The following is an 18,847-nucleotide window of genomic DNA, read 5'->3' on the forward strand; positions in this document are numbered from 1 at the left end:
TTCTTTCTTTTAAAACTATAAATTCACACTAAGACCAAAGAGGAAGCTTCTTGCCTGAGGGTACCTGCCGACATCCATACCGTAGTTATCCATTCCTATTTCCGGATCAAAACCGGAGTAATTAGTAATGGTAAACAAGTTGTTTGCCGTCCCGTAAACACGGATAGCACCTGTTCTCAGCTTATTGGTAAGGGATTTAGGGAGCGTATAACCCAGGGTCACATTGCGGATACGCAAATACGAACCATTTTCAATGTAAAAATCAGAGGCATTAAAGTTTCCATTGTCATCGGAAGTAGAAATGATTGGCACTTTTCCACCAGGATTTTCCGGCGACCAGGCATCCAGAATACCTGTTAATTTATTATAAGAAGGGCCGCTGGCACTATAAGTCGTTCTTTTCACGGCGTTAAACAACTTATTTCCATAAACTCCCTGTGCGAAGATATTCAGGTCAAAGTTTTTATAACCGGCATTAAAGCTGAAGCCGTAAGTAAAATCCGGATAAGCACTACCCGCAAAATAACGGTCGCCACCATCAATAGAACCGCTTTGGTCTAAATCCGCAAACTTAAAATCTCCTGGTTTTGCCTTAGGCTGAATCTTTTCCCCTTTGGCATTGGTATAACCATCCACCTCGGCCTGAGTCTGGAAAATCCCCTGAGTTTTCAAAACATAATAACTGTATAAAGGCTGTCCTTCTTTGATGAACAAGGGTGCCAGCTCGTTTCTAAAGTTCTTATCCACTGGAAAGCTTTCCAAACCCGGAGCCAGTTTAATCACTTTATTGTTCACTTTGGTCAATGTTGCACCAATAGAATAGTTAAATGCCTTATTCCTGTCGCTGTTATAATTGAGACCTAGCTCAATCCCGTTATCCCTGATCAAACCCGCATTAATAGTTTGCGTATTTAAACCCGCTGTTCCCGGAAGCTGTTTAGTGAAAATCATTCTATCCGTATTTTTGATAAAATAATCAGCTGTTAAAGTGAATGTATTCTTCATGATCCCCAGATCCAGCCCAAAATTGGTCTGTTTAGATTGCGCCCAGGTCAGGTCAGGATTTTCCAGCACGGTAGACACATAGCCATTACCAACCGCAGGTGTCTGACCAAAATACGACAAGGTTCTACTCAGTAAGGGACTCACATCCGTAGGAGATAAGCTTCCCAGGTTACCGAGAACCCCATAACTACCTCTCAATTTCAACTCATTTAACCAGGTAATCTCCGACAGGAAATTCTCTTTCGTCAACACCCAACCTGCGGAAACAGAGTAATAATCTGCATATTTATTCTCCGATTTGGGCACCATAGATGTTCCATCGCGACGACCAATCAGGGACAACAGGTATTTCTCCTGATAATTGTAATTCGCTCTCAAAAACAAGGAAGACAATGCCGTTCTCTGCATCCCACTCACTGCCGGTTCAAATACCGAAGCATTCACCAGATATCTTTTAGAAGGCGATTCATCATCAAAACCTTTTCCTACTACATAAAACTCGTCATACCTGGTTTTCTGGAAAGAGAATCCTCCCGTAAAATCTAACTGATGACTACCGAATGCTGTTTTATAGTTCAAAACCTGCTCTGCTAACAAGTCGTTTTTCCTGGCAGAACCCTCTTCCAATGAATTAATCAGTAAAGGTTTTCCAACTTCCGGACGTTTTGGTGTAAAGATTTTTCTATTGTTAAATTCCTTCGTTAAGCTAAAATTAGATTTAAAAGTTAAGCCCTTTGCAAGGTCTAAAATCACATAGGGATTGATTAAGAGCACATTTTGAGGTCTGTTGATGTCTATACGTTTCAATTCCGCAACAGGATTCACAATATCTCCATAATCACCGGCAAAAGCACCACCAGGTAAACCGGCGAAACTGCCGTCCGGGTTATATGGCGTTCCATTAGCTGGGAAGTATATCGCGGATAAGAGCGCACCAGTATAATCACTACTCGTGTTTGCGCCCTGACCGTTCGTGCTGCTAAAGGAAAGATTTTCTCCTATTTTCAACCAGGGAGTCAGTTTATGATCAGAATTGATTCTGAAATTATAGCGTTCTACCTCCGTATTTAAAACAATCCCATCAGCTTTACGGTAATTGAAACTTAAATACATACTTGATTTTTCAGATCCAGCAGAAACACCAAGGTTATAATCCTGAGTTTTTCCGGTTCTGAAAACCTCATCCATCCAATTGGTACGGGTAATTCTTCCTTCCGGATATTTCGACGTATCAAAAGCAGGAAGCAAAGTCGTTTTACCATTTTTAGCAGCGGTTTCTGCCACTATAGCTCGTTGTTCCGCATTTAATGGCGTTAACTTTTTCCAGGCACTTTGGGTACCTGTTTTCGCATCAATGCTGACTTCCATCTTACCAGTTTTTCCTTTTTTAGTAGTGATTAAAACCACTCCACCTGATGCTCTGGCGCCATAAATCGCGGCAGCACCATCTTTAAGTACAGAGATCGACTCAATATCATTTGGATTAAGCACTGGTGTTCCCGGAAATATAGAGCCATCTACTACATAAAGTACGCTCTCTCCATTGATCCCTCCAGAGCCACGAATGTTCACCCTGGGACTCGCAGTCGGGTCACCACCTTCATTGGTCACAATTACCCCCGGCGCTTTTCCAGCCAATACCTCCCCGATATTATTCATTGATCTTGAAGATACTTTGTCTAAAGAAACCGCGCTCACAGCACCTGAAAGCGTTGCCTTCTTTTGCGTTCCGTAACCAACTACCACCACCTCAGACAATTGCGATTTATCTTCCATCAGCACGACATTGAGCTCCTGGTTTTCAGCAACTTTCAATGTTTGCGTGCTGTAACCAACCATAGAAAAAGATAAAGTCGCATTTTCTCCAACCGTGATCAGGTATTTACCATTTACATCGGTAGTAGTCCCCTTAGCCGTCCCTAACACCTTCACCGATACACCCGGCATCGCTATACCTAAAGAATCGGTTACCTTTCCCGTAACGTTACGCTCCGGTTTTGCCGGAGGAACAGGGATTTTCCTCAGGATGATGTGACCGCCTTTTTCCTGGAAATTAAAACCCATCAGGGTAAGTAAGGAAGAAACGCGTTCATTTTTTAAAGCCACATTTTCTTTGATTTGATGGTCGCGTACTGCGTCCGGATTATATACAAAATGAAGTCCCGTACCGGCTTCTATTTCTTTAAGCATCGCGGTTGTAGCACGGTTCGGGCCAACCTTAATTGTAATCCTGCTTTTCTCTAATGCCTGCGCCATTGTGGAAGAGGCAAATAATGCCCCACAAAAGGTGGAAAGTATAAAGAAAGTTAACACTGAATATTTCATGACTTTGAAGAGCGCTAATGACCTCTTTAATAAGTTTTTTTTCATATTTTTCGTTGTTTCATAACATTGGTTTTGGGTTTAATTGTTCCGGTTTGGTAATTCTGGTTAGGAATCCGGTTTTAACATTTACGGGCACCAATCTGATCAGCGCCGGTTTATTGAGCCGCCTTATCTCTTCATTTTCTATACAGATTAAAAGTTTTGTGATTTTCGCTGGTCCTGAATTTCAATCGATGGAGACTGCAAATGATCTCCAGAATCTCCTCAGGGCTTTGCCTGGTATTAAAGATTCCGGTACATTTCAATTTCCCTAACTCAGGACTACTCAGTAAAATATGGATGCTATAAGCATATTCCAGCTTATTAATTAATTCTTCCAACGGGATACCTTCGAACTTCAGATCGACCAATAATTTAACAGGAGTCTGCTTAATTACTGCCCTTTGGTTTACTTTATCATAAGAGATTTCCTGTCCCTTAACCAGTGTACCAAATACCTGATGTGCATTTCCAACGGCCACCTTTCCTGTGGCTACCTGAATAGAAATATCGTGTTGCTTTTTAAAAGATTTGATCCGAAAGGAAGTCCCCAGCACTTTAGTGTAGAGGTTGTTACTGGTTTTCACAATGAAAGGTCTGTTTTCCTCATGGGCGATATTGAAAAAGGCCTCACCTTCGGTCAGCGAAATGGTTCTGTTGCTCCGGTTAAATTTCAGTGGATATACCAGCTGCGCAAGCGGTGCCATGGTCACCTTTGAACCATCTCTGAAAACAACAATTTTCTGCTCCCCGGCAGCTGTGTTCAAAGTGAAAAACCTTTCTTTAACCACCGGTGTTCTGTAAACCGACCAGCAGGTAATAGCGCCGGCCAAAACAAATAATACTGCCGCTGCAATCTTACCTAAAGGGTATAAAGCAAAAAGACGGTAAGATTTTATCTGCTTCTCAGGCTCCATTTCGCGCTGGAGATTCAAGAGTATGCCAGCGGCCACTTCTGATTTCCTTCCCTTTGCTAAAGTATCCTGAGCCTCATAGGACTGATACCATTGTTCTACCTGTGTCCTTTCCTCCGGACTGGCTTCCCCCTTTAAATATTTATTGAGCAGCAATTGCGCCTGTTCTTCCTTTGTCATCTACAACTAAGTCAAATGAAAAGAAAAAAGGTACTAACCAAAGATGTTATGCTTAGGTTAAGATTAGATGAACAACATAAAAATAGCCAAGGTAAGGAGGTAAGACAGTCTTTTCTTCATCACTTTTAATGCCGAAGAGATTTGATTTTTCACCGTTTGAGCAGAAAGGTTCAGTTCCTCAGAAATTTCCCTGATAGATTTCTCCTCCTGCCTGCTCATGGAGAATATCACCCTCATTTTTTCAGGTAGCTCCTGAATTGCCTCGTCCACCTGCTGCTGAAGCTCTTTGAGTATTAAACCCTGAGCGGCGGACAATTCGGTTTCAGCACCGATCAAAAGACGCAGGTCTTCCTTGTGCTTTTCTTTTATTTGAGAAGAACGAAAGTAATTGATCACGCGGTATTTTACCGCGCCAAGAAAATAGGCCCCCAGGGCACCCTTCAACTGAATACTTTCCCGGTTTTCCCATAGGGAGATGAAAATCTCCTGACAAATGTCCTGAGCAATTTCTTCATCCTGCACACGTTTGTAGGCAGCATCCAAAACATCCTCCCAATAACGCAGGTAAATATCCTCCATTGCTTGATGTGATCCGCGCTGTAGCAGCGAAAGCAATTCAGTCTCTGATCGCATTTGAATATTCCCCCAGGTAATTTTTCCAAAGTTACCGCAGTCATATTCCCTTAATGTTAAGAAATCTTTTTTTAATAATTAAGCTGCTAAAAGGGATTAACACTTATTGCGCCTGAGTATAAGCTGATTTGAATCCCCCAACGCTGAATCCGGAGGCAGCCCAAAATTCCGGGCAAAAAGAAAACGGAGTCCCTCTTCTAGCGATTTGGTTCTCCGTTTTCACATATACGTTGCCGTAGCATCGAATATGCATCAAGTTTTCTGTCATTTAACCTTCTTTGGTCCTCTTAGTATGTTTCAACTTCGATCCCTCTGAAATTTAATTTTCTCATCGTTCCGTAGAATAATGGAGAGTTTTAAATGTTTGTCCCGAATCCAGTGAATATACCTTTGCTTCACAGTTTAGGTATTTTAAGCATCATTTTCTCCGTCTCCTTTGAATCTGATCTTTTACTAATCCTTTGAAATCTTCAGAATCTTTTGCCCTTCGGCACATATTCTTTTTGAAGTCTTTCTTTCAAACAGCTAAAGAACTTCTGTTTTGATACATCTAATTTACGAACTATAATGATCTAATGCAAAGATATTTACAAATAATTTTTAACACACACTCCACATCTTATCAACAGGTTACTAACAGGTTTTACACACCCCGGATCCACGGCCTATCACAGCTATTTCAGCCCCCATTCTGCTTCTATCGCTGTGATTTTATCCAAACGCTTCACATGACGCTCTTCTCCCGAAAACGTTGCTTTTAAAAAAGTAAAAACAATATCTTTTGCCAGCTCCAAACCAATCACCCTTGCACCTAAACACAGAATATTAACATCGTCGTGCTCTACAGCTTGATGTGCGGAATACGTATCATGACATACTCCGGCACGAATACCTTTAAATTTATTAGCAGCAATACTCACCCCTACCGCACTTCCGCAAATCAAAATCCCCCGCTCACCTTCTTTATTCATGATGGCTTCGGCTACCACAGCAGCATGATCAGGGTAATCGCTTGGCGTCACAGTATGTGTACCCAGATCAAGCACCTCATATCCTGCATCTTTCAAAGTCGCAGCTAATATCGTTTTATACGGGAACCCTGCATGGTCCGAACCTAGAATAACTCTCATAACGCAAGGCACGCAAATTTCATTCCCAATTCCTATAATACTAATCTACCAGAACTATTGTAGCGTTTCGCCAGCTCATCTCGTTTTAACGAATAACATTCTAAAAAACATTCCATATGAATCTTTCTACAATCAAAATTACCGGGAACCTAAACAAACTGATGACCGGCACTTTATTAACGCTGAGCACCTTATTTCTGGCGGCCTGCTCCACTAAAGAAACACCAACTCCGGAATCAGCCTCATTAATGTTAGTCAACACCTCACCTACTCCTGCTACTTACAATGCCTATATCAATAACGGACTGGCCAATCAGGGAGCGATTCCATTTGGAGGTGCCTTGTCTTATTTAAGACTCAACACAGGCGAAAACTCCGTTAAATTCACCACTGCGAGTAGTTCAGAAAGCCTGATTACCAAAAAGGTAACCCTGGAAAACAATAAGGCCTACTCCCTTTTTCTAATCGGAAAAGAAGACAAACTAGATTATTTAGTAATCAATGATATCATCACCAAAATGCCAACGGATAAAGCATCGATCCGTTTCATCAACCTTTCTCCAGATGCAGGAGCATTAGACCTGGTCATCAAGGATGGCGCGATCCTGGTTGGCGATAAGACCTATCAGGCCAGCAGCGATTTTATTGAGGTTGAAGCTAAAAAACAAACCCTTCAAATCAAAGAAAAAGGAACAGGATTGGTGATCTCAGAATTAGCAGACGCAGACCTTAAAGCTGGAAATATTTACACCATCCTGAGTATTGGAATGGTTACTCCAACAGGACTGGAGCAGAAAGCGATCACAAAACTGATCAGCTATAAATAAAAACAAGCACACAAGAAAAACGGGCCTTTCCATTAAAATGGAGGGCCCGTTTAATTGGGATCCACCCCTGAATCCCTTAGTCTTTATTTGTGTGTGTTATTGTTAATGACCACGACCATTGTCATTCCCGCGTTTCCCGCGCTCATTTCCATTTTTAGTCTGATCATTTCCACGATTATCCCTTTCATTTGTGCGGTTTAATCTTTCATTTCCTCTGCTATCTCTCGCTTGTGGCCTTGAGACTCTGGCCGGATATTTCTTTGCCTGTCCGGGAGGCATTCCATGTGGGTGCCCTTTCACCACATAATATCTTTTGTCATTACTATTTCTGATCACCTGTTGCGTACGTACATTTTTGTACCTCGCATACTGGCGGCGGTCATTGTCAAAATTGCGGTAAGGATCTCTGGAATTCACGACTACCTTATAACCGTTATATAAGTCGTAATTCCTATATCTTGAAGGCAGGGATCTTGAGAAGATCCATCTTCCTCTTTCCTGATAGACAAACTGTTGTTTAGGCACATAGTAATAACTCTCCACATCAGGCAAATAATAGTATTCCACATGGTCGTAACCTACCGGGCCCCATAAAGGCTGTGATCCAATATTTATATTTACACTGATTTGCGCAGCTGCACGGAAGGGTAAAATCCCCATTACTCCAAGCAAACTCAATATTATTAGCTTTTTCATATTAATGCTGTTTTATAATCAAATGATTAATCTCTGCCTCTTCCATGTCCCCTGTTACCACCGCGGTCATGCTTGTTGTCACCACCACGGCCGCCACGGCCACCTTCATATCTATCTCCACGACCTCCACGACCATTTTCTCTGCTCTCATAGCGGTGGCCATTGTCACGGTCGTATTTCTTATTACCTTTCCAATTATTGTGCCCTCTATCGTTATCTCTGTAAACGTGTCTCTCGCCTCTGCCATAATAAGGATGTCCTTTTACGACATAATACCTGGAATCCTGACTATGTCTGATCACATGCTGACTCCTGTTATTTCTATATCGGCCATAGCTAACGCGGTGATGGTCAAAATTGCGGTAAGGATTTCTTGAATTTATCACCACCTTATACCCGCTATACAGGTCATAACCTCTATATCTTGAAGGTAGATTAGAAGAATAAATCCAGCGACCGCCATCCATATATATAAACTGACGTCTCGGCACATCATAATAGCATTCTATATCCGGCAAATAATAATTATCTACATGGTCATAACCTACAGGTCCCCATAAAGGTTGAGAACCAATATTCAAACTGACACTGATCTGTGCCGAAGCCTTAAAGGGCATCCATCCAATTACGCCAAGTAGCCCTAATACTATTAACTTTTTCATAACCTTGTATTTAATGTTTCATTTGTGTGTTTGTTGATTCAAATGTCTATAGCCAACATGAAATGAACATGAATTTTTGAAATTATTTACTTTAATTTCCTTTTTCATCTTAATTTCATCTTCGCACCGCATCTTCGTATCATTCAATACAAGTGGCGCAGATAATAAAACACACACACAATGTTTTAATGAGGGGGGCCGGTTTGCCTCGCAAGAGGCAAACTTTCCATATATTTACATCATGAGCACTATTAAATCCTTACGTTCATATACCGCAGCCCTACTTTTCGCAGGACTTCCCTTTGGCACTTTTGCCAGCGACAAACCCGCTATACCCCTGTTTCCCAAAGAGAATACCATCAGTTCAAATGAAAATTTTTATCAGGATAACAGAGGTAAAAGACAAGAACGTGGTAAGGAAAGGAAAAAACCAGATGTCAAAGAAGTACCTCAATCCAGAAGACAGGAAAAACCCGGAGAAGTAAAACCAGGAAAAAGAGAATCTGAAAAGAGAGAACGTCCTTCAAGGGATGATAGAAGAAGAAAAGACTAAACAACCCGCATGAAAGTCCTGATTGTAGAAGATGAAAAAACGCTGGCCTATGAAATGGAAGACTTCCTGAAAAAGGCCTTCTATATTTGTGACCTGGCCCATACCATTCACGATGGTTTGGAGAAAATGGAAAGTAACAGCTACGACTTTATCCTGCTGGATCTCGGACTTCCTGATGGCGATGGCCTGACCTTATTGCCTAAAGCAAAAAAACACAACCCGGATGCCGCATATATCATTCTGACGGCCAGAGGGAATCTGGAAGACCGCATTGCCGGACTAGACCTGGGTGCCGATGATTATCTCCCAAAGCCTTTCTCTTTATTAGAGCTACAATCCAGAATGCAAGCCATTGCCCGTCGTAAATTCAATGTCAAAGAGGAATTGTTACCATTAGGTGATTTTCAGGTAGATCTGCAAAAAAGACTGCTCCTTTTCCAGGAAAATCAGATAGAATTATCCAGAAAAGAATTTGATTTGCTGAGTTATCTTTTCCTGCACAACAACCGGGTACTGACCAGAATGCAGCTCAGTGAACACATCTGGGGTACATTTGCAGACGACGATTACGACTCCAACTATATTGATGCTCACATCAAGAACATCAGAAAGAAATTGAATGCATGGGCACCAGCCGATTTCATCGAGACCGTCCGTGGCGTAGGTTACAGAATCAGAAAATAAATGAAATTATCATCCAAGCTCATCCTGTTTATTACCAGCTCCAAACTGGCTGTTGTCCTGTTATTTGTCTTATCACTACCTTTTCTGGTCAACCGGATTGTTTCCCAATACACCAATTTCTCGCTTAGAAGTCAACAAGACAAAGTAATTAATGTGGTGCAGAAAAATGGTATCGAACACTACCTGCAGGGAGATGACAGCTATGGGAGTTATACCATGCTTAAGGAAGAATATATTGCTTTGGAGCCAGCTGCTAAAAACACCTTCATTGACACCATAAAAACAGCTCAGCGCGTTGTAGAACGAGATACACTCACCTACAGAATTCTCATTCATACTTTCAGATACGACCAGAAAAACTACCTGCTGGAAATTGGAAAGAGCATATCCAGCATCAATCAATACAATAAAACTTTACAGAAAACCGCCTTATATGTGCTAATGGGCCTGATTGCCCTCACCCTTTTGATTGACCTCATCTTTACGCGGATACTCATCAAACCTTTAGGTAAAATCATAAAAAGTAAACTGATCAATAGAAAATTCCCATTCAAAGACTATTCTCCCCCGGTTCCCACATCTACACAAGACTTTAAGTACCTGGATGAATCACTGATTCTTCTGATGGATCAAATCAATGAAGCTTTTGAAAAGGAAAGAGAATTTACGGCCAATGCCTCTCATGAACTCATGACCCCGATCAGTATCCTTCAAAATAAGATGGAAAACCTACTGGGAGACGAGAATCTTCCGGAAAGTGTCGTATTGAAAATTATTGAGATGATGAAAACATTGAGCCGCCTCAAGAAAATTTCCAATTCTCTCCTGCTGATCTCCAGAATTGAAAACCAGCAGTTCGTAAAATCTGCCAGTGTCCAGCCTTCTGTGATTATCAATGAAGTGATGGAAGAAATCAGCCATCGGTTACTAGATCAGGAAATTGAACTCAAAGTTGAACTGAAAGTGGATCAGCTATTGACAAATGTGAATCAGGATTTACTGTTCCAACTGTTCTACAACCTGATCAATAATGCTATTAAATACAATGTTTATCAGGGGAGCATTCTGATTACCGACGGTTTTACTCCTGAAGATGCCTATTCCATCACCATTCAGGATACTGGAATTGGAATTGCCGAAGAAGACCTGGATTTCATCTTTGACCGCTTTAGAAAAGCAAACCTTTCTGAAAATGTAGGCTATGGTCTTGGTCTTTCCATCGTTAAAAGTATTGCACTATACCATGATATTGAGATCCAGGTGAGCTCAAAGGTAAAAGAAGGCACTACTTTTACGTTAATCTTTCCATCCAGCTAAAAAACCTTCAAGCACTTATCCAACTACAATACATTATACTCCACTATCTCCACTCACCATAGCCTCAACAAATTCGCATTGCTTTTGTGAAACCTAACACCTGTATTACAGATGATTACGTAAAGAACTATACAAATAGTTAGAAAACTACATAAATAGTTTGCTAACTATAAAAATAGTAGTACCTTTATTTAACAATTGTAATCAGGTAATAAAATGAGAGAACTTACTAAGGCAGAAGAACAGGTGATGTTGATTTTATGGGAAATAAAAGAAGGCTTAACTAAAGATGTGATTGAAAAAATGGATCCACCTAAACCTGCTTACAATACCGTCTCCACCGTGATCCGTGTATTAGAAGGCAAGGGTTTCATTGACCATAGGGCCGTTGGTAATACACATATCTATTTCCCGGTTATCACGGAAGACCAGTACAAACACTTCGCATTTGATAAAGTAATGAACAATTATTTTGAAAACTCCTATGAAAGTCTGGTGTCTTTTCTGGTAAAAGAAAAAAACATGGATATGGAGGCGTTGGATGAATTAATACAGATGGCTGAAAAACTTAAAAACAAGAAATGATGAACTGGTTCTATTATCTCCTGGAGGCTAATTTATACCTCGCCGTTTTTTACGGCTGTTACCGTTTGCTGTTGCACAAAGAAACATTTTATTCTGCCAACAGGTTTTTTCTGATCCTCAGCACTTTAATGGCCTTCAGCTTACCCTTATTACAAATGGGATACCTGAATCAGCTATTTGAAACCGGAGTTGATCAACAGGTAGGGGGTATTTTAGTCGGAACCAGCAGTAATGAACCCGAATTTTCAATCCTGAACTTAGCAATCTACCTCCTGTATGTCGGGGTGGCAATCGCCTTCAGTTTAAAGTTGCTGAGAGACCTATACCAGATTTTCGCCTTATCCAAAAGGTCTGATCGGTTTCAGAAAGACAAGGTCACCTATATTAGTTTAAACCAGCACAACGTAGCCTTTTCCTTTTTCAATCTATTGTTCATCCAACCAGACATCCAGGGAAAAGAAACTATCCTGAAACATGAATTGGTACACATTCGTCAACGACATAGCCTGGATATTATCTTTTTCGAAGTCATTCAGATCCTGAACTGGTTTAATCCCATCACTTATTTAATCAAAAAAGACATCAAACTATTACATGAATACATTGCAGATGAACAGACCACTTTAAAAGAAATTGAAAAATATGATTATGCTTTATTTCTGATTAAAAATTCTTTTGGAATGGAAGCCAACCCTTTGAGTAACCACATCTTTAATCAATCCATACTAAAACAAAGAATCAACATGTTAAACAAAGAGAAATCAACAGGAAGAGCAAGGCTCAAACTCCTGCTCGCATTGCCAATTGCGGCCGTAATGTTGGGTACATCCACCATGGCTTTCACCAAAGATTATAGTCTGGTAGATTTATATCCGGAAAAAGTAACCAGCAACATTGGTTCAGCAGAAACACTAAAACCAATACCCTTTTCAGGAGTCCAGGAACCTGTTAAGACCAAAGTACAGAAAACTACTAAAAGCAGCGGAGTACCACCAGCGTCGAAATCGCCTGCTGTTCAACCGCCCCCTCCTCCTCCTCCCGTTCCTGCAGTTCCTCCGGCGCCTCCAACAAAAGCAGCTAAAGTGAGGTTTCCCCCTCCAATAGTAAGACCCGATAAAAAACCAGTTAAAAAAACATCAGGAACTATAAAAATAGATAACATAAAATTCCCACCTCCAATTGTAACACCAGATAAAAAAGCGAAACTACAGCCTCCAACGATACCAGTGGAGAAGATCCCCGCTAAAAAAGAACAAGAGGAACCACACTATTCAATAACAGTTAAAGAACCGACCAAAGAAAGTAAAAAAGAAGCAAAGTCTGACATTGAAATTCGTCCATAAACACCAAACGTCATCCTGAATAAAATCATGATGACGTTTGGTGTTTGTGTTGTCCCTATAAAAAAGACTCCCTATAATATTCTGTTGACTACGTTTCCTTTCGCGTCAAAAACTACTTTCTTTTCTTCTCCGATTTTCTTGAATTCTACTTTATAAAGGAATACTTTTCCTTCTTCAAACTGATCAACATCATCGATTCTATAACCACTATAGTTCTTCTTGATCACATTTAATACTGCTGCCGGCAGCTCTTTCGATGTGATTTCTTTTTTATGTTTAACGATCGATCCTTTGTTCGTAAACCAGACTTCATGATCACGTCTGCCGATATCAAAATCTGCGTTATACAAATCACCCTTCAATTCCCATTCTACTTTTGTAGCATTTGGAAAAACTTTCTGAAAGGAATTCCGCACGGCTACAGGAACGTCTTTTGCCGGAATATCCTGTGCATAAGTGAGGCCGGAGAACAACATGGCTACTGCTAATAATAGTCTTTTTTTCATGGTAAATGATTTTATGTTTCCCTGCCATACCACAAAGAAAGCGCCTAAATTTACCGGCAAATCAAATTAAGCAAAACAATAGTGTTCTTTAACGCTTAAACAGCCATTTGAACGCGATTATTTTAATCCCTAAGGATGAAAATGATTTTCCAATGCCTGTAAAAGAATACGTTACTAAGCCTGAGGATGCAGCTTATGCCCTGCTTTTTTCCTATAGAAAGAATCGATAATAATCAATAGCATTCCGCCCATAATTGATAGGTCTGCGGCATTAAAAACACCGGTCTGAAACACAATAAAATCAATGTGCAGAAAATCTGTGACTGATCCATAAAGGATTCTGTCATATAAATTACCAATCCCACCACCAATCACACAGCAAACCCCAAAAACCATGGTAGGACTCAGGTCCTTTCTGGTGAACACGAAATAAACACCCATTACTAAAACCGCTACAGGCATCAATAAAAGCAGGACAAATTTAACTCCCGAATGAAGAGAATCACCCATACTCAAAAAAGCACCGGAGTTTTCAACTTTAGTCAGCGTGATGTACTCACTGAAAAGTTTTATATTTTCATAATAATCTATGTGTTCTCTGACAATAGACTTGCTGATTTGATCACAGCCCACATTTAACAATATAATTACTAAGATCAGCACCTTACCCGCCAGACCACTAAATTTACTTTTTTCCATTTTGGCACCTCAATTGATAAATGTGGGAATAGTATTTTTTAATTCAAATGACACATTCTTCAAATGAGAACGCGATATTGCCAATATTAATCAATAAAAAGAACTTATGAAATCACTTTTCTTTTCCCTTTTATTCACTGCATTTTCAATTGGCGCATTTGCGCAGGGACTGGTACCAGGATCAACAATGCCTAATGCTGTTTTTTACAAGGAGAATGCCGCTAAATTTTCTACTGACCAGATCCCAAAAGGTAAAAAATCACTGATCATGTTCTTTGATGCCACCTGTGAACATTGTCAGAAAGTAGCTGGAAACCTAAGTAAAAATACAAAAGAGCTTTCCAATGTTAACTTGTACCTGGTTTCTCAGGACGTATTTCGTTCCATCAATTACTTCGTAGATACTTTCGCAAAACCTTTAAAAACCATGAAAAACGTGACAACCCTACAAGACAAGGACTATGTTTTCATTCCGTTATTTCATCCCAGACAATACCCATCTTTATACCTATACGGAGCAGATAAGAAACTGATCTTATTCTCCAGTAATGAAAAAGATGTGCCCAAATTCCTTAATCTAATGAAATAAGGAATTCAAACACATCCATCTGTCAAGTGATCAGAGGTTGTCAAATGATAATGATAAAAAGTTATGGATATCATTTGACAACTTAATAAATGAAAATGCCAATTGAAAGTATCAATTGGCATTTTCATTTTATTTATCATTTCCGGTTACTTTTTATAATTAACCCCCATGTTATAAAACAGGAAAGCCCATCTGTCAGCAATCTCTTCTATTGCCTTATCGGTTGGTTTTCCTGCCCCATGACCGGCATTGGTCTGTATGCTGATTAAAACCGGTGCATCACCAGCCTGATCTCTTTGTAAGGCTGCTGCAAATTTAAAAGAGTGAGCAGGAACCACACGGTCATCATGATCAGCAGTTGTAATCAATGTTGCAGGATACTTAACCCCTGGTTTTAAAGCATGAACCGGTGAATATTTGTACAGGTATTCAAACATCTCTTTTGAGTCTTCAGCTGTACCATAATCGTAGTTCCAACCTGCACCAGCAGTAAATTTATGGTAACGAAGCATGTCCATTACCCCTACCGCAGGGAAGGCCACCTTAAACAAGTCAGGACGCTGCACCATCGTAGCACCAACCAACAAACCGCCATTTGAACCGCCCATACTCGCCAGGTAATCTTTTGAAGTATATTTACTGGCAATCAGGAACTCTCCCGCAGCAATAAAATCATCAAAAACATTTTGCTTTTGTAATTTCGTTCCAGCCAGGTGCCATTTTTCACCATACTCTCCGCCACCGCGCAGATTGGCTACTGCATAAACACCACCTTGCTCCATCAGTACAATATTAGCCGTACTAAATGCCGGAGTCAGACTGACATTAAAACCTCCATAACCATATAAAACAGTAGGGTTTTTACCATTCAGAACAATGCCTTTTTTATAGGTAATGATCATTGGTACCTTAGTACCGTCTTTTGAAGGATAAAATACTTGCTTAGACTCATAATTCGAAGGATCAAAATCCACTCCGGATTTCTTATAAACCTCCGACTTACCATTTGCGATCGCATATTTAAAGATCGTTGATGGATACACATAAGAAGTGAAAGTATAGTACAACTCCTTATCCTCTTTTTTACTTCCAAAACCACCGGCTGTTCCGATACCAGGAAGCTTGATTTCATGCTCCATTTTGCCGTTCATATCATATTGCAAGACCATTGATACTGCATCTTTGATATAATTGGCGAACAATTTACCACCACCTGTAGAAGGACTCAATACGTTTTCAGTCTCTTTAATCAGCTCTTTCCAGTTTTCAACACCAGGGTTAGCAGCATCTACTGTCACCACACGACCGTTAGGCGCATTCAGATTAGTATAGATGAACAACTTCGTTCCAATGTTATCAATGATATTATGGTTCTTATCAAAATTAGCTACTACAGGAACAATTGCGCCATCCTTAGCCTTAAGGTCTTTGAGATATAACTCATTACCAGAAGTAGAATTTGCCGCAGAAATGATCAGGTAACGTTCATCTTCCGTTAAACCGGCACCGATATAACGTCTCGGGGTTTTGTCGCCACCAAAAATCAATTGATCTTCCTTTTGGGCAGTACCCAACTGGTGAAAAAACAGTTTATGGTATTGAGTTAGTCCCGATAATTGACTTCCTTCTGCTGGTTTATCATAGCTACTGTAGTAAAAACCATTATTCCCTTGCCAGGCGATTCCTGAAAACTTCACATCGGTCAGTGTTTCACCAACTACAGATTTATCACTTGCTTTCAATACGATCACTTTTGTCCAGTCGGAACCTCCATCTGAAACCTGATAAGCCACCATGCTTCCATCTTTTGAAAAGTTTACACCTGCCAAAGAACTGGTTGCATCTTTTGAAAATGTATTGGGATCAAGAAAAACCTCCGGTTCGCCACCTTCTTTCTGGCGGTATAACACACTCTGATTCTGTAGGCCTGTATTCTTGTAATAATAAGTATAGCCACCTTCTTTAAATGGCTGAGAATACTTTTCATAATTCAACAGTTTTTTCAGGCGTTCCTTGATGTCATTCCGGTAAGGAATTTTCGCCAGATATTCTTTAGTCACCGCATTCTGTGCTTCTACCCATAATTTAGTCTCTTCCGACCGGTCGTCTTCCAACCAACGGTAAGGATCTGTTACAGTAGTACCAAAGTAAGTGTCTTTTACGTTTTCTTTTTTCGTTTCAGGGTAAATCATAGGTGTTTTTGGGGTATTACTCAGCTGGGCTTCCGCAACGAATGGAAGCATAACGGCGAGAAATATTAACCCTTTGCCTGAGTTTTTCATAAATTCTATTTATTCGTTAATAATGAAGTATTATTTGAAGGATTCAGATACTGATGAACAATCGGAATATCCGCTTCGGCCCAATCGCAATTTAGTAAATCTGAAGGCTCCATCCAAGCGTAAGCCGCATGCTCTTTCAGGAGAATTGTTCCGGCAACAATACGACATAAAAAAGGTAGCAGAAGGATGGAAAACTCCGGATACTGATAGGGAGAAGCGGGCCCGGGACTGATAATTTCAACAGTAAGGTCTAACTCTTCTTTTATTTCCCTGATCAGGCAATCTTCCGGACTTTCGCCAGGTTCAATCTTACCCCCTGGAAACTCCATTTTCAAGGGCATAGACATGGTGGCACTACGCTGAGTAACCAGCACCCTACCCGCCTCATTCACAATAATTGCACAACAAACTTCAATCATAGCCGAAGATAATTAAAGAATGGCGGTATCAATAGCGCTTTCAGGACCTGACTGAATAATTGAAACTAAAAAATCCGCTTATTGTTCCATTATTAAATGGTCAATAAGCGGATTTAAAATTATTAATCCTAAAAATCCAATTACTAGTCCAAAGGAGTTCAATAATTCTCCCTTAGATTTTAAAAGGGCTAGTCCAGAGAAACGAACAATTCTGACTGTGTCAACCATACGCCATCAATCTTGCGCCACATGGCTGAATAATTGCCTCTGAATGATTCGGTTTTATAACTCCAGGCACCGGTTTCCCAGGCTAAAATCCCGCTGTCACCAATCACAATCGCCGAAGGAATACGCTCGAACAAAGGCGGCTTGCCTGCAAACATCTCTTTCCATGTTTTCAATAACTTCGCTTTACCTGAATACTGTCCCCCTTCACCGGAGATCACAATGATATCATCCATCCAATATTTGGCAACTCCTGCAACATCCTGGTTAGAGATGGCCATATTTGAGTCCATCCTCGAAAGGCGGATGGCTTCTTCTTCTTGTCTTTTAAAAAATGATACTGAACTCATAAAAAATTAGCTTCGTCTTGTTTGTTGAACTGCTAAGATGGTAAAAATGCGCCGATTTTCTATTGTTTTTTACGGTTCATGATGGCCTGATACGCACCATCCCAAAGTCTGGTTCTTTTTCTTAAAGACTCCATACTCATTTCTTCTGCTGCGATCCAATGTGCCTCATTTATGCCACAAAGTTCAGCAGTCATTTCCAATGCCAGGTGGCTATGGTGATCTCCATCCACTTCAATATGTCTGTCGAGGTAATATTTAAACAAAGAAATCTGATCCGGAAACTTCTGATTCAAGTCATTAACCATGGTTAAAAACATATTTGGAATCAGGTCTTCCCTACCAAAAGTAAAAGTACTGGCTTGTACGTGTGCTTGTTTTCCATGAATCACCTGAAAGGTAAAATCAACAAAATCTCTGGCCTCAACCGGAGTTCCTGCAGCCTGATAAGCTGCATTCATCGTTTCACCTGATTTTAAGGCATCGATAAATCTGCCAATCGCGCTGATATCTGCTCCACATTGCTCCATGGCATCCAGGTACATTTCAAAGTGACTTTTCTTATTACCCAGGGCATCCACATCGGACTCTTCACCTGCTACGATTTCATTGATCAGGGAACGGGTATTGCCCGAACCCACCGGAAACCATGGAATGCTGGTGCAGGTCAGGTTGATCTGCAAAGCCTTCAGGAGGGACATAAAATCCCAGACTGCGTAAATATGATATTCCATAAAGATCCTTAAATCTTCCAGGTCATTGATCACACCATAAACTTTATGCTGGATAATTTCCTGTCTCAAAGGCTCAATATGTTGTTGAATTTTTTCTAATGTGGTATTTGTTATATTTTCCATGGTCGTAAAAAATGCAAATGTATACATTCA

19 protein-coding genes are annotated in these 18,847 nt (G+C 40.4%); 7 read left to right on the forward strand and 12 right to left on the reverse strand.

What is annotated here, in order from left to right; all coding sequences use genetic code 11:
- Nucleotides 1-15: 15 nt before the first annotated feature.
- The 4 genes from OQX61_RS19530 to rpiB form a co-directional block, all read right to left on the reverse strand.
- Complete coding sequence (locus tag OQX61_RS19530; protein WP_265843490.1) at nt 16-3,375, reverse strand: TonB-dependent receptor; 3,360 nt, start codon at nt 3,373-3,375, stop codon at nt 16-18.
- Nucleotides 3,376-3,506: 131 nt separating this feature from the next.
- The gene (locus tag OQX61_RS19535) at nt 3,507-4,463 is read right to left on the reverse strand and encodes a FecR domain-containing protein (RefSeq protein ID WP_265843491.1); all 957 of its coding nucleotides are present in this window, start codon (nt 4,461-4,463) and stop codon (nt 3,507-3,509) included.
- A 63-nt stretch (nt 4,464-4,526) separates the two neighbouring features.
- Nucleotides 4,527-5,096: an RNA polymerase sigma-70 factor gene (locus OQX61_RS19540; RefSeq protein ID WP_265843492.1), complete on the reverse strand. Its 570-nt coding sequence runs from the start codon at nt 5,094-5,096 to the stop codon at nt 4,527-4,529.
- Between the two features lie 674 nt (nt 5,097-5,770).
- Entirely contained in the window at nt 5,771-6,226 is a 456-nt protein-coding gene (rpiB, locus tag OQX61_RS19545; protein ID WP_265843493.1) for a ribose 5-phosphate isomerase B, read from the reverse strand.
- A gap of 116 nt (nt 6,227-6,342) precedes the next feature.
- Between rpiB and OQX61_RS19550 the strand changes: the two genes are divergently transcribed.
- Entirely contained in the window at nt 6,343-7,053 is a 711-nt protein-coding gene (locus OQX61_RS19550) for a DUF4397 domain-containing protein (protein ID WP_265843494.1), read from the forward strand.
- A 102-nt stretch (nt 7,054-7,155) separates the two neighbouring features.
- Here OQX61_RS19550 and OQX61_RS19555 read toward each other — a convergent pair whose 3' ends face one another.
- Nucleotides 7,156-7,749, reverse strand: a complete 594-nt coding sequence (locus OQX61_RS19555) for a hypothetical protein (protein WP_265843495.1) — start codon at nt 7,747-7,749, stop codon at nt 7,156-7,158.
- A 26-nt stretch (nt 7,750-7,775) separates the two neighbouring features.
- A complete protein-coding gene (locus tag OQX61_RS19560; protein ID WP_265843496.1) occupies nt 7,776-8,411 on the reverse strand; it encodes a hypothetical protein in 636 nt (211 codons plus the stop codon).
- 241 nt (nt 8,412-8,652) lie between these two features.
- On the opposite strand from OQX61_RS19560, the gene OQX61_RS19565 reads away from it, so the two are divergent.
- The 5 genes from OQX61_RS19565 (at nt 8,653) to OQX61_RS19585 (ending at nt 12,893) form a co-directional block, all read left to right on the forward strand.
- A complete protein-coding gene (locus tag OQX61_RS19565; protein ID WP_265843497.1) occupies nt 8,653-8,964 on the forward strand; it encodes a hypothetical protein in 312 nt (103 codons plus the stop codon).
- Nucleotides 8,965-8,973: 9 nt separating this feature from the next.
- On the forward strand, nt 8,974-9,648 hold the full coding sequence (locus OQX61_RS19570) for a response regulator transcription factor (protein ID WP_265843498.1): 675 nt from the start codon (nt 8,974-8,976) through the stop codon (nt 9,646-9,648).
- Nucleotides 9,649-10,965, forward strand: a complete 1,317-nt coding sequence (locus OQX61_RS19575) for a HAMP domain-containing sensor histidine kinase (RefSeq protein ID WP_265843499.1) — start codon at nt 9,649-9,651, stop codon at nt 10,963-10,965.
- A 216-nt stretch (nt 10,966-11,181) separates the two neighbouring features.
- A complete protein-coding gene (locus OQX61_RS19580) occupies nt 11,182-11,550 on the forward strand; it encodes a BlaI/MecI/CopY family transcriptional regulator (RefSeq protein ID WP_222538354.1) in 369 nt (122 codons plus the stop codon).
- The gene (locus OQX61_RS19585; protein WP_265843500.1) at nt 11,547-12,893 is read left to right on the forward strand and encodes a M56 family metallopeptidase; all 1,347 of its coding nucleotides are present in this window, start codon (nt 11,547-11,549) and stop codon (nt 12,891-12,893) included. The genes OQX61_RS19580 and OQX61_RS19585 overlap by 4 nt, the downstream gene beginning before the upstream one ends.
- Nucleotides 12,894-12,964: 71 nt before the next feature.
- Here OQX61_RS19585 and OQX61_RS19590 read toward each other — a convergent pair whose 3' ends face one another.
- Both OQX61_RS19590 and lspA read right to left on the reverse strand, forming a co-directional pair.
- The gene (locus OQX61_RS19590; protein WP_265843501.1) at nt 12,965-13,399 is read right to left on the reverse strand and encodes a PepSY-like domain-containing protein; all 435 of its coding nucleotides are present in this window, start codon (nt 13,397-13,399) and stop codon (nt 12,965-12,967) included.
- 174 nt (nt 13,400-13,573) lie between these two features.
- Nucleotides 13,574-14,098: a signal peptidase II gene (gene lspA, locus OQX61_RS19595; RefSeq protein ID WP_265843502.1), complete on the reverse strand. Its 525-nt coding sequence runs from the start codon at nt 14,096-14,098 to the stop codon at nt 13,574-13,576.
- A 106-nt stretch (nt 14,099-14,204) separates the two neighbouring features.
- Here lspA and OQX61_RS19600 point away from each other — a divergent pair, with 106 nt between their 5' ends.
- Nucleotides 14,205-14,687: a redoxin domain-containing protein gene (locus OQX61_RS19600; protein WP_265843503.1), complete on the forward strand. Its 483-nt coding sequence runs from the start codon at nt 14,205-14,207 to the stop codon at nt 14,685-14,687.
- A 146-nt stretch (nt 14,688-14,833) separates the two neighbouring features.
- On the opposite strand, the gene OQX61_RS19605 is transcribed toward OQX61_RS19600, so the two are convergent.
- The 4 genes from OQX61_RS19605 to OQX61_RS19620 form a co-directional block, all read right to left on the reverse strand.
- The gene (locus tag OQX61_RS19605) at nt 14,834-16,930 is read right to left on the reverse strand and encodes a prolyl oligopeptidase family serine peptidase (RefSeq protein ID WP_265843669.1); all 2,097 of its coding nucleotides are present in this window, start codon (nt 16,928-16,930) and stop codon (nt 14,834-14,836) included.
- A gap of 44 nt (nt 16,931-16,974) precedes the next feature.
- On the reverse strand, nt 16,975-17,388 hold the full coding sequence (locus OQX61_RS19610) for a (deoxy)nucleoside triphosphate pyrophosphohydrolase (RefSeq protein WP_265843504.1): 414 nt from the start codon (nt 17,386-17,388) through the stop codon (nt 16,975-16,977).
- A 188-nt stretch (nt 17,389-17,576) separates the two neighbouring features.
- A complete protein-coding gene (locus OQX61_RS19615; protein WP_265843505.1) occupies nt 17,577-17,963 on the reverse strand; it encodes a nuclear transport factor 2 family protein in 387 nt (128 codons plus the stop codon).
- 59 nt (nt 17,964-18,022) lie between these two features.
- Nucleotides 18,023-18,817, reverse strand: a complete 795-nt coding sequence (locus tag OQX61_RS19620) for a DUF3050 domain-containing protein (RefSeq protein WP_265843506.1) — start codon at nt 18,815-18,817, stop codon at nt 18,023-18,025.
- Between the last annotated feature and the right edge of the window lie 30 nt (nt 18,818-18,847).

The sequence above is a fragment of the Pedobacter sp. PLR genome (assembly GCF_026239675.1).
Classification (GTDB): Bacteria; Bacteroidota; Bacteroidia; order Sphingobacteriales; family Sphingobacteriaceae; genus Pedobacter.

Bases quoted from the DNA above. Each gene is read 5' to 3' on its own strand.
- OQX61_RS19530 (WP_265843490.1), bottom strand. From the start codon at position 3,375: ATGAAAAAAAACTTATTAAAGAGGTCATTAGCGCTCTTCAAAGTCATG.
- OQX61_RS19535 (WP_265843491.1), bottom strand. From the start codon at position 4,463: ATGACAAAGGAAGAACAGGCGCAATTGCTGCTCAATAAATATTTAAAG.
- OQX61_RS19540 (WP_265843492.1), bottom strand. From the start codon at position 5,096: ATGCGATCAGAGACTGAATTGCTTTCGCTGCTACAGCGCGGATCACAT.
- rpiB (WP_265843493.1), bottom strand. From the start codon at position 6,226: ATGAGAGTTATTCTAGGTTCGGACCATGCAGGGTTCCCGTATAAAACG.
- OQX61_RS19550 (WP_265843494.1), top strand. From the start codon at position 6,343: ATGAATCTTTCTACAATCAAAATTACCGGGAACCTAAACAAACTGATG.
- OQX61_RS19555 (WP_265843495.1), bottom strand. From the start codon at position 7,749: ATGAAAAAGCTAATAATATTGAGTTTGCTTGGAGTAATGGGGATTTTA.
- OQX61_RS19560 (WP_265843496.1), bottom strand. From the start codon at position 8,411: ATGAAAAAGTTAATAGTATTAGGGCTACTTGGCGTAATTGGATGGATG.
- OQX61_RS19565 (WP_265843497.1), top strand. From the start codon at position 8,653: ATGAGCACTATTAAATCCTTACGTTCATATACCGCAGCCCTACTTTTC.
- OQX61_RS19570 (WP_265843498.1), top strand. From the start codon at position 8,974: ATGAAAGTCCTGATTGTAGAAGATGAAAAAACGCTGGCCTATGAAATG.
- OQX61_RS19575 (WP_265843499.1), top strand. From the start codon at position 9,649: ATGAAATTATCATCCAAGCTCATCCTGTTTATTACCAGCTCCAAACTG.
- OQX61_RS19580 (WP_222538354.1), top strand. From the start codon at position 11,182: ATGAGAGAACTTACTAAGGCAGAAGAACAGGTGATGTTGATTTTATGG.
- OQX61_RS19585 (WP_265843500.1), top strand. From the start codon at position 11,547: ATGATGAACTGGTTCTATTATCTCCTGGAGGCTAATTTATACCTCGCC.
- OQX61_RS19590 (WP_265843501.1), bottom strand. From the start codon at position 13,399: ATGAAAAAAAGACTATTATTAGCAGTAGCCATGTTGTTCTCCGGCCTC.
- lspA (WP_265843502.1), bottom strand. From the start codon at position 14,098: ATGGAAAAAAGTAAATTTAGTGGTCTGGCGGGTAAGGTGCTGATCTTA.
- OQX61_RS19600 (WP_265843503.1), top strand. From the start codon at position 14,205: ATGAAATCACTTTTCTTTTCCCTTTTATTCACTGCATTTTCAATTGGC.
- OQX61_RS19605 (WP_265843669.1), bottom strand. From the start codon at position 16,930: ATGCTTCCATTCGTTGCGGAAGCCCAGCTGAGTAATACCCCAAAAACA.
- OQX61_RS19610 (WP_265843504.1), bottom strand. From the start codon at position 17,388: ATGATTGAAGTTTGTTGTGCAATTATTGTGAATGAGGCGGGTAGGGTG.
- OQX61_RS19615 (WP_265843505.1), bottom strand. From the start codon at position 17,963: ATGAGTTCAGTATCATTTTTTAAAAGACAAGAAGAAGAAGCCATCCGC.
- OQX61_RS19620 (WP_265843506.1), bottom strand. From the start codon at position 18,817: ATGGAAAATATAACAAATACCACATTAGAAAAAATTCAACAACATATT.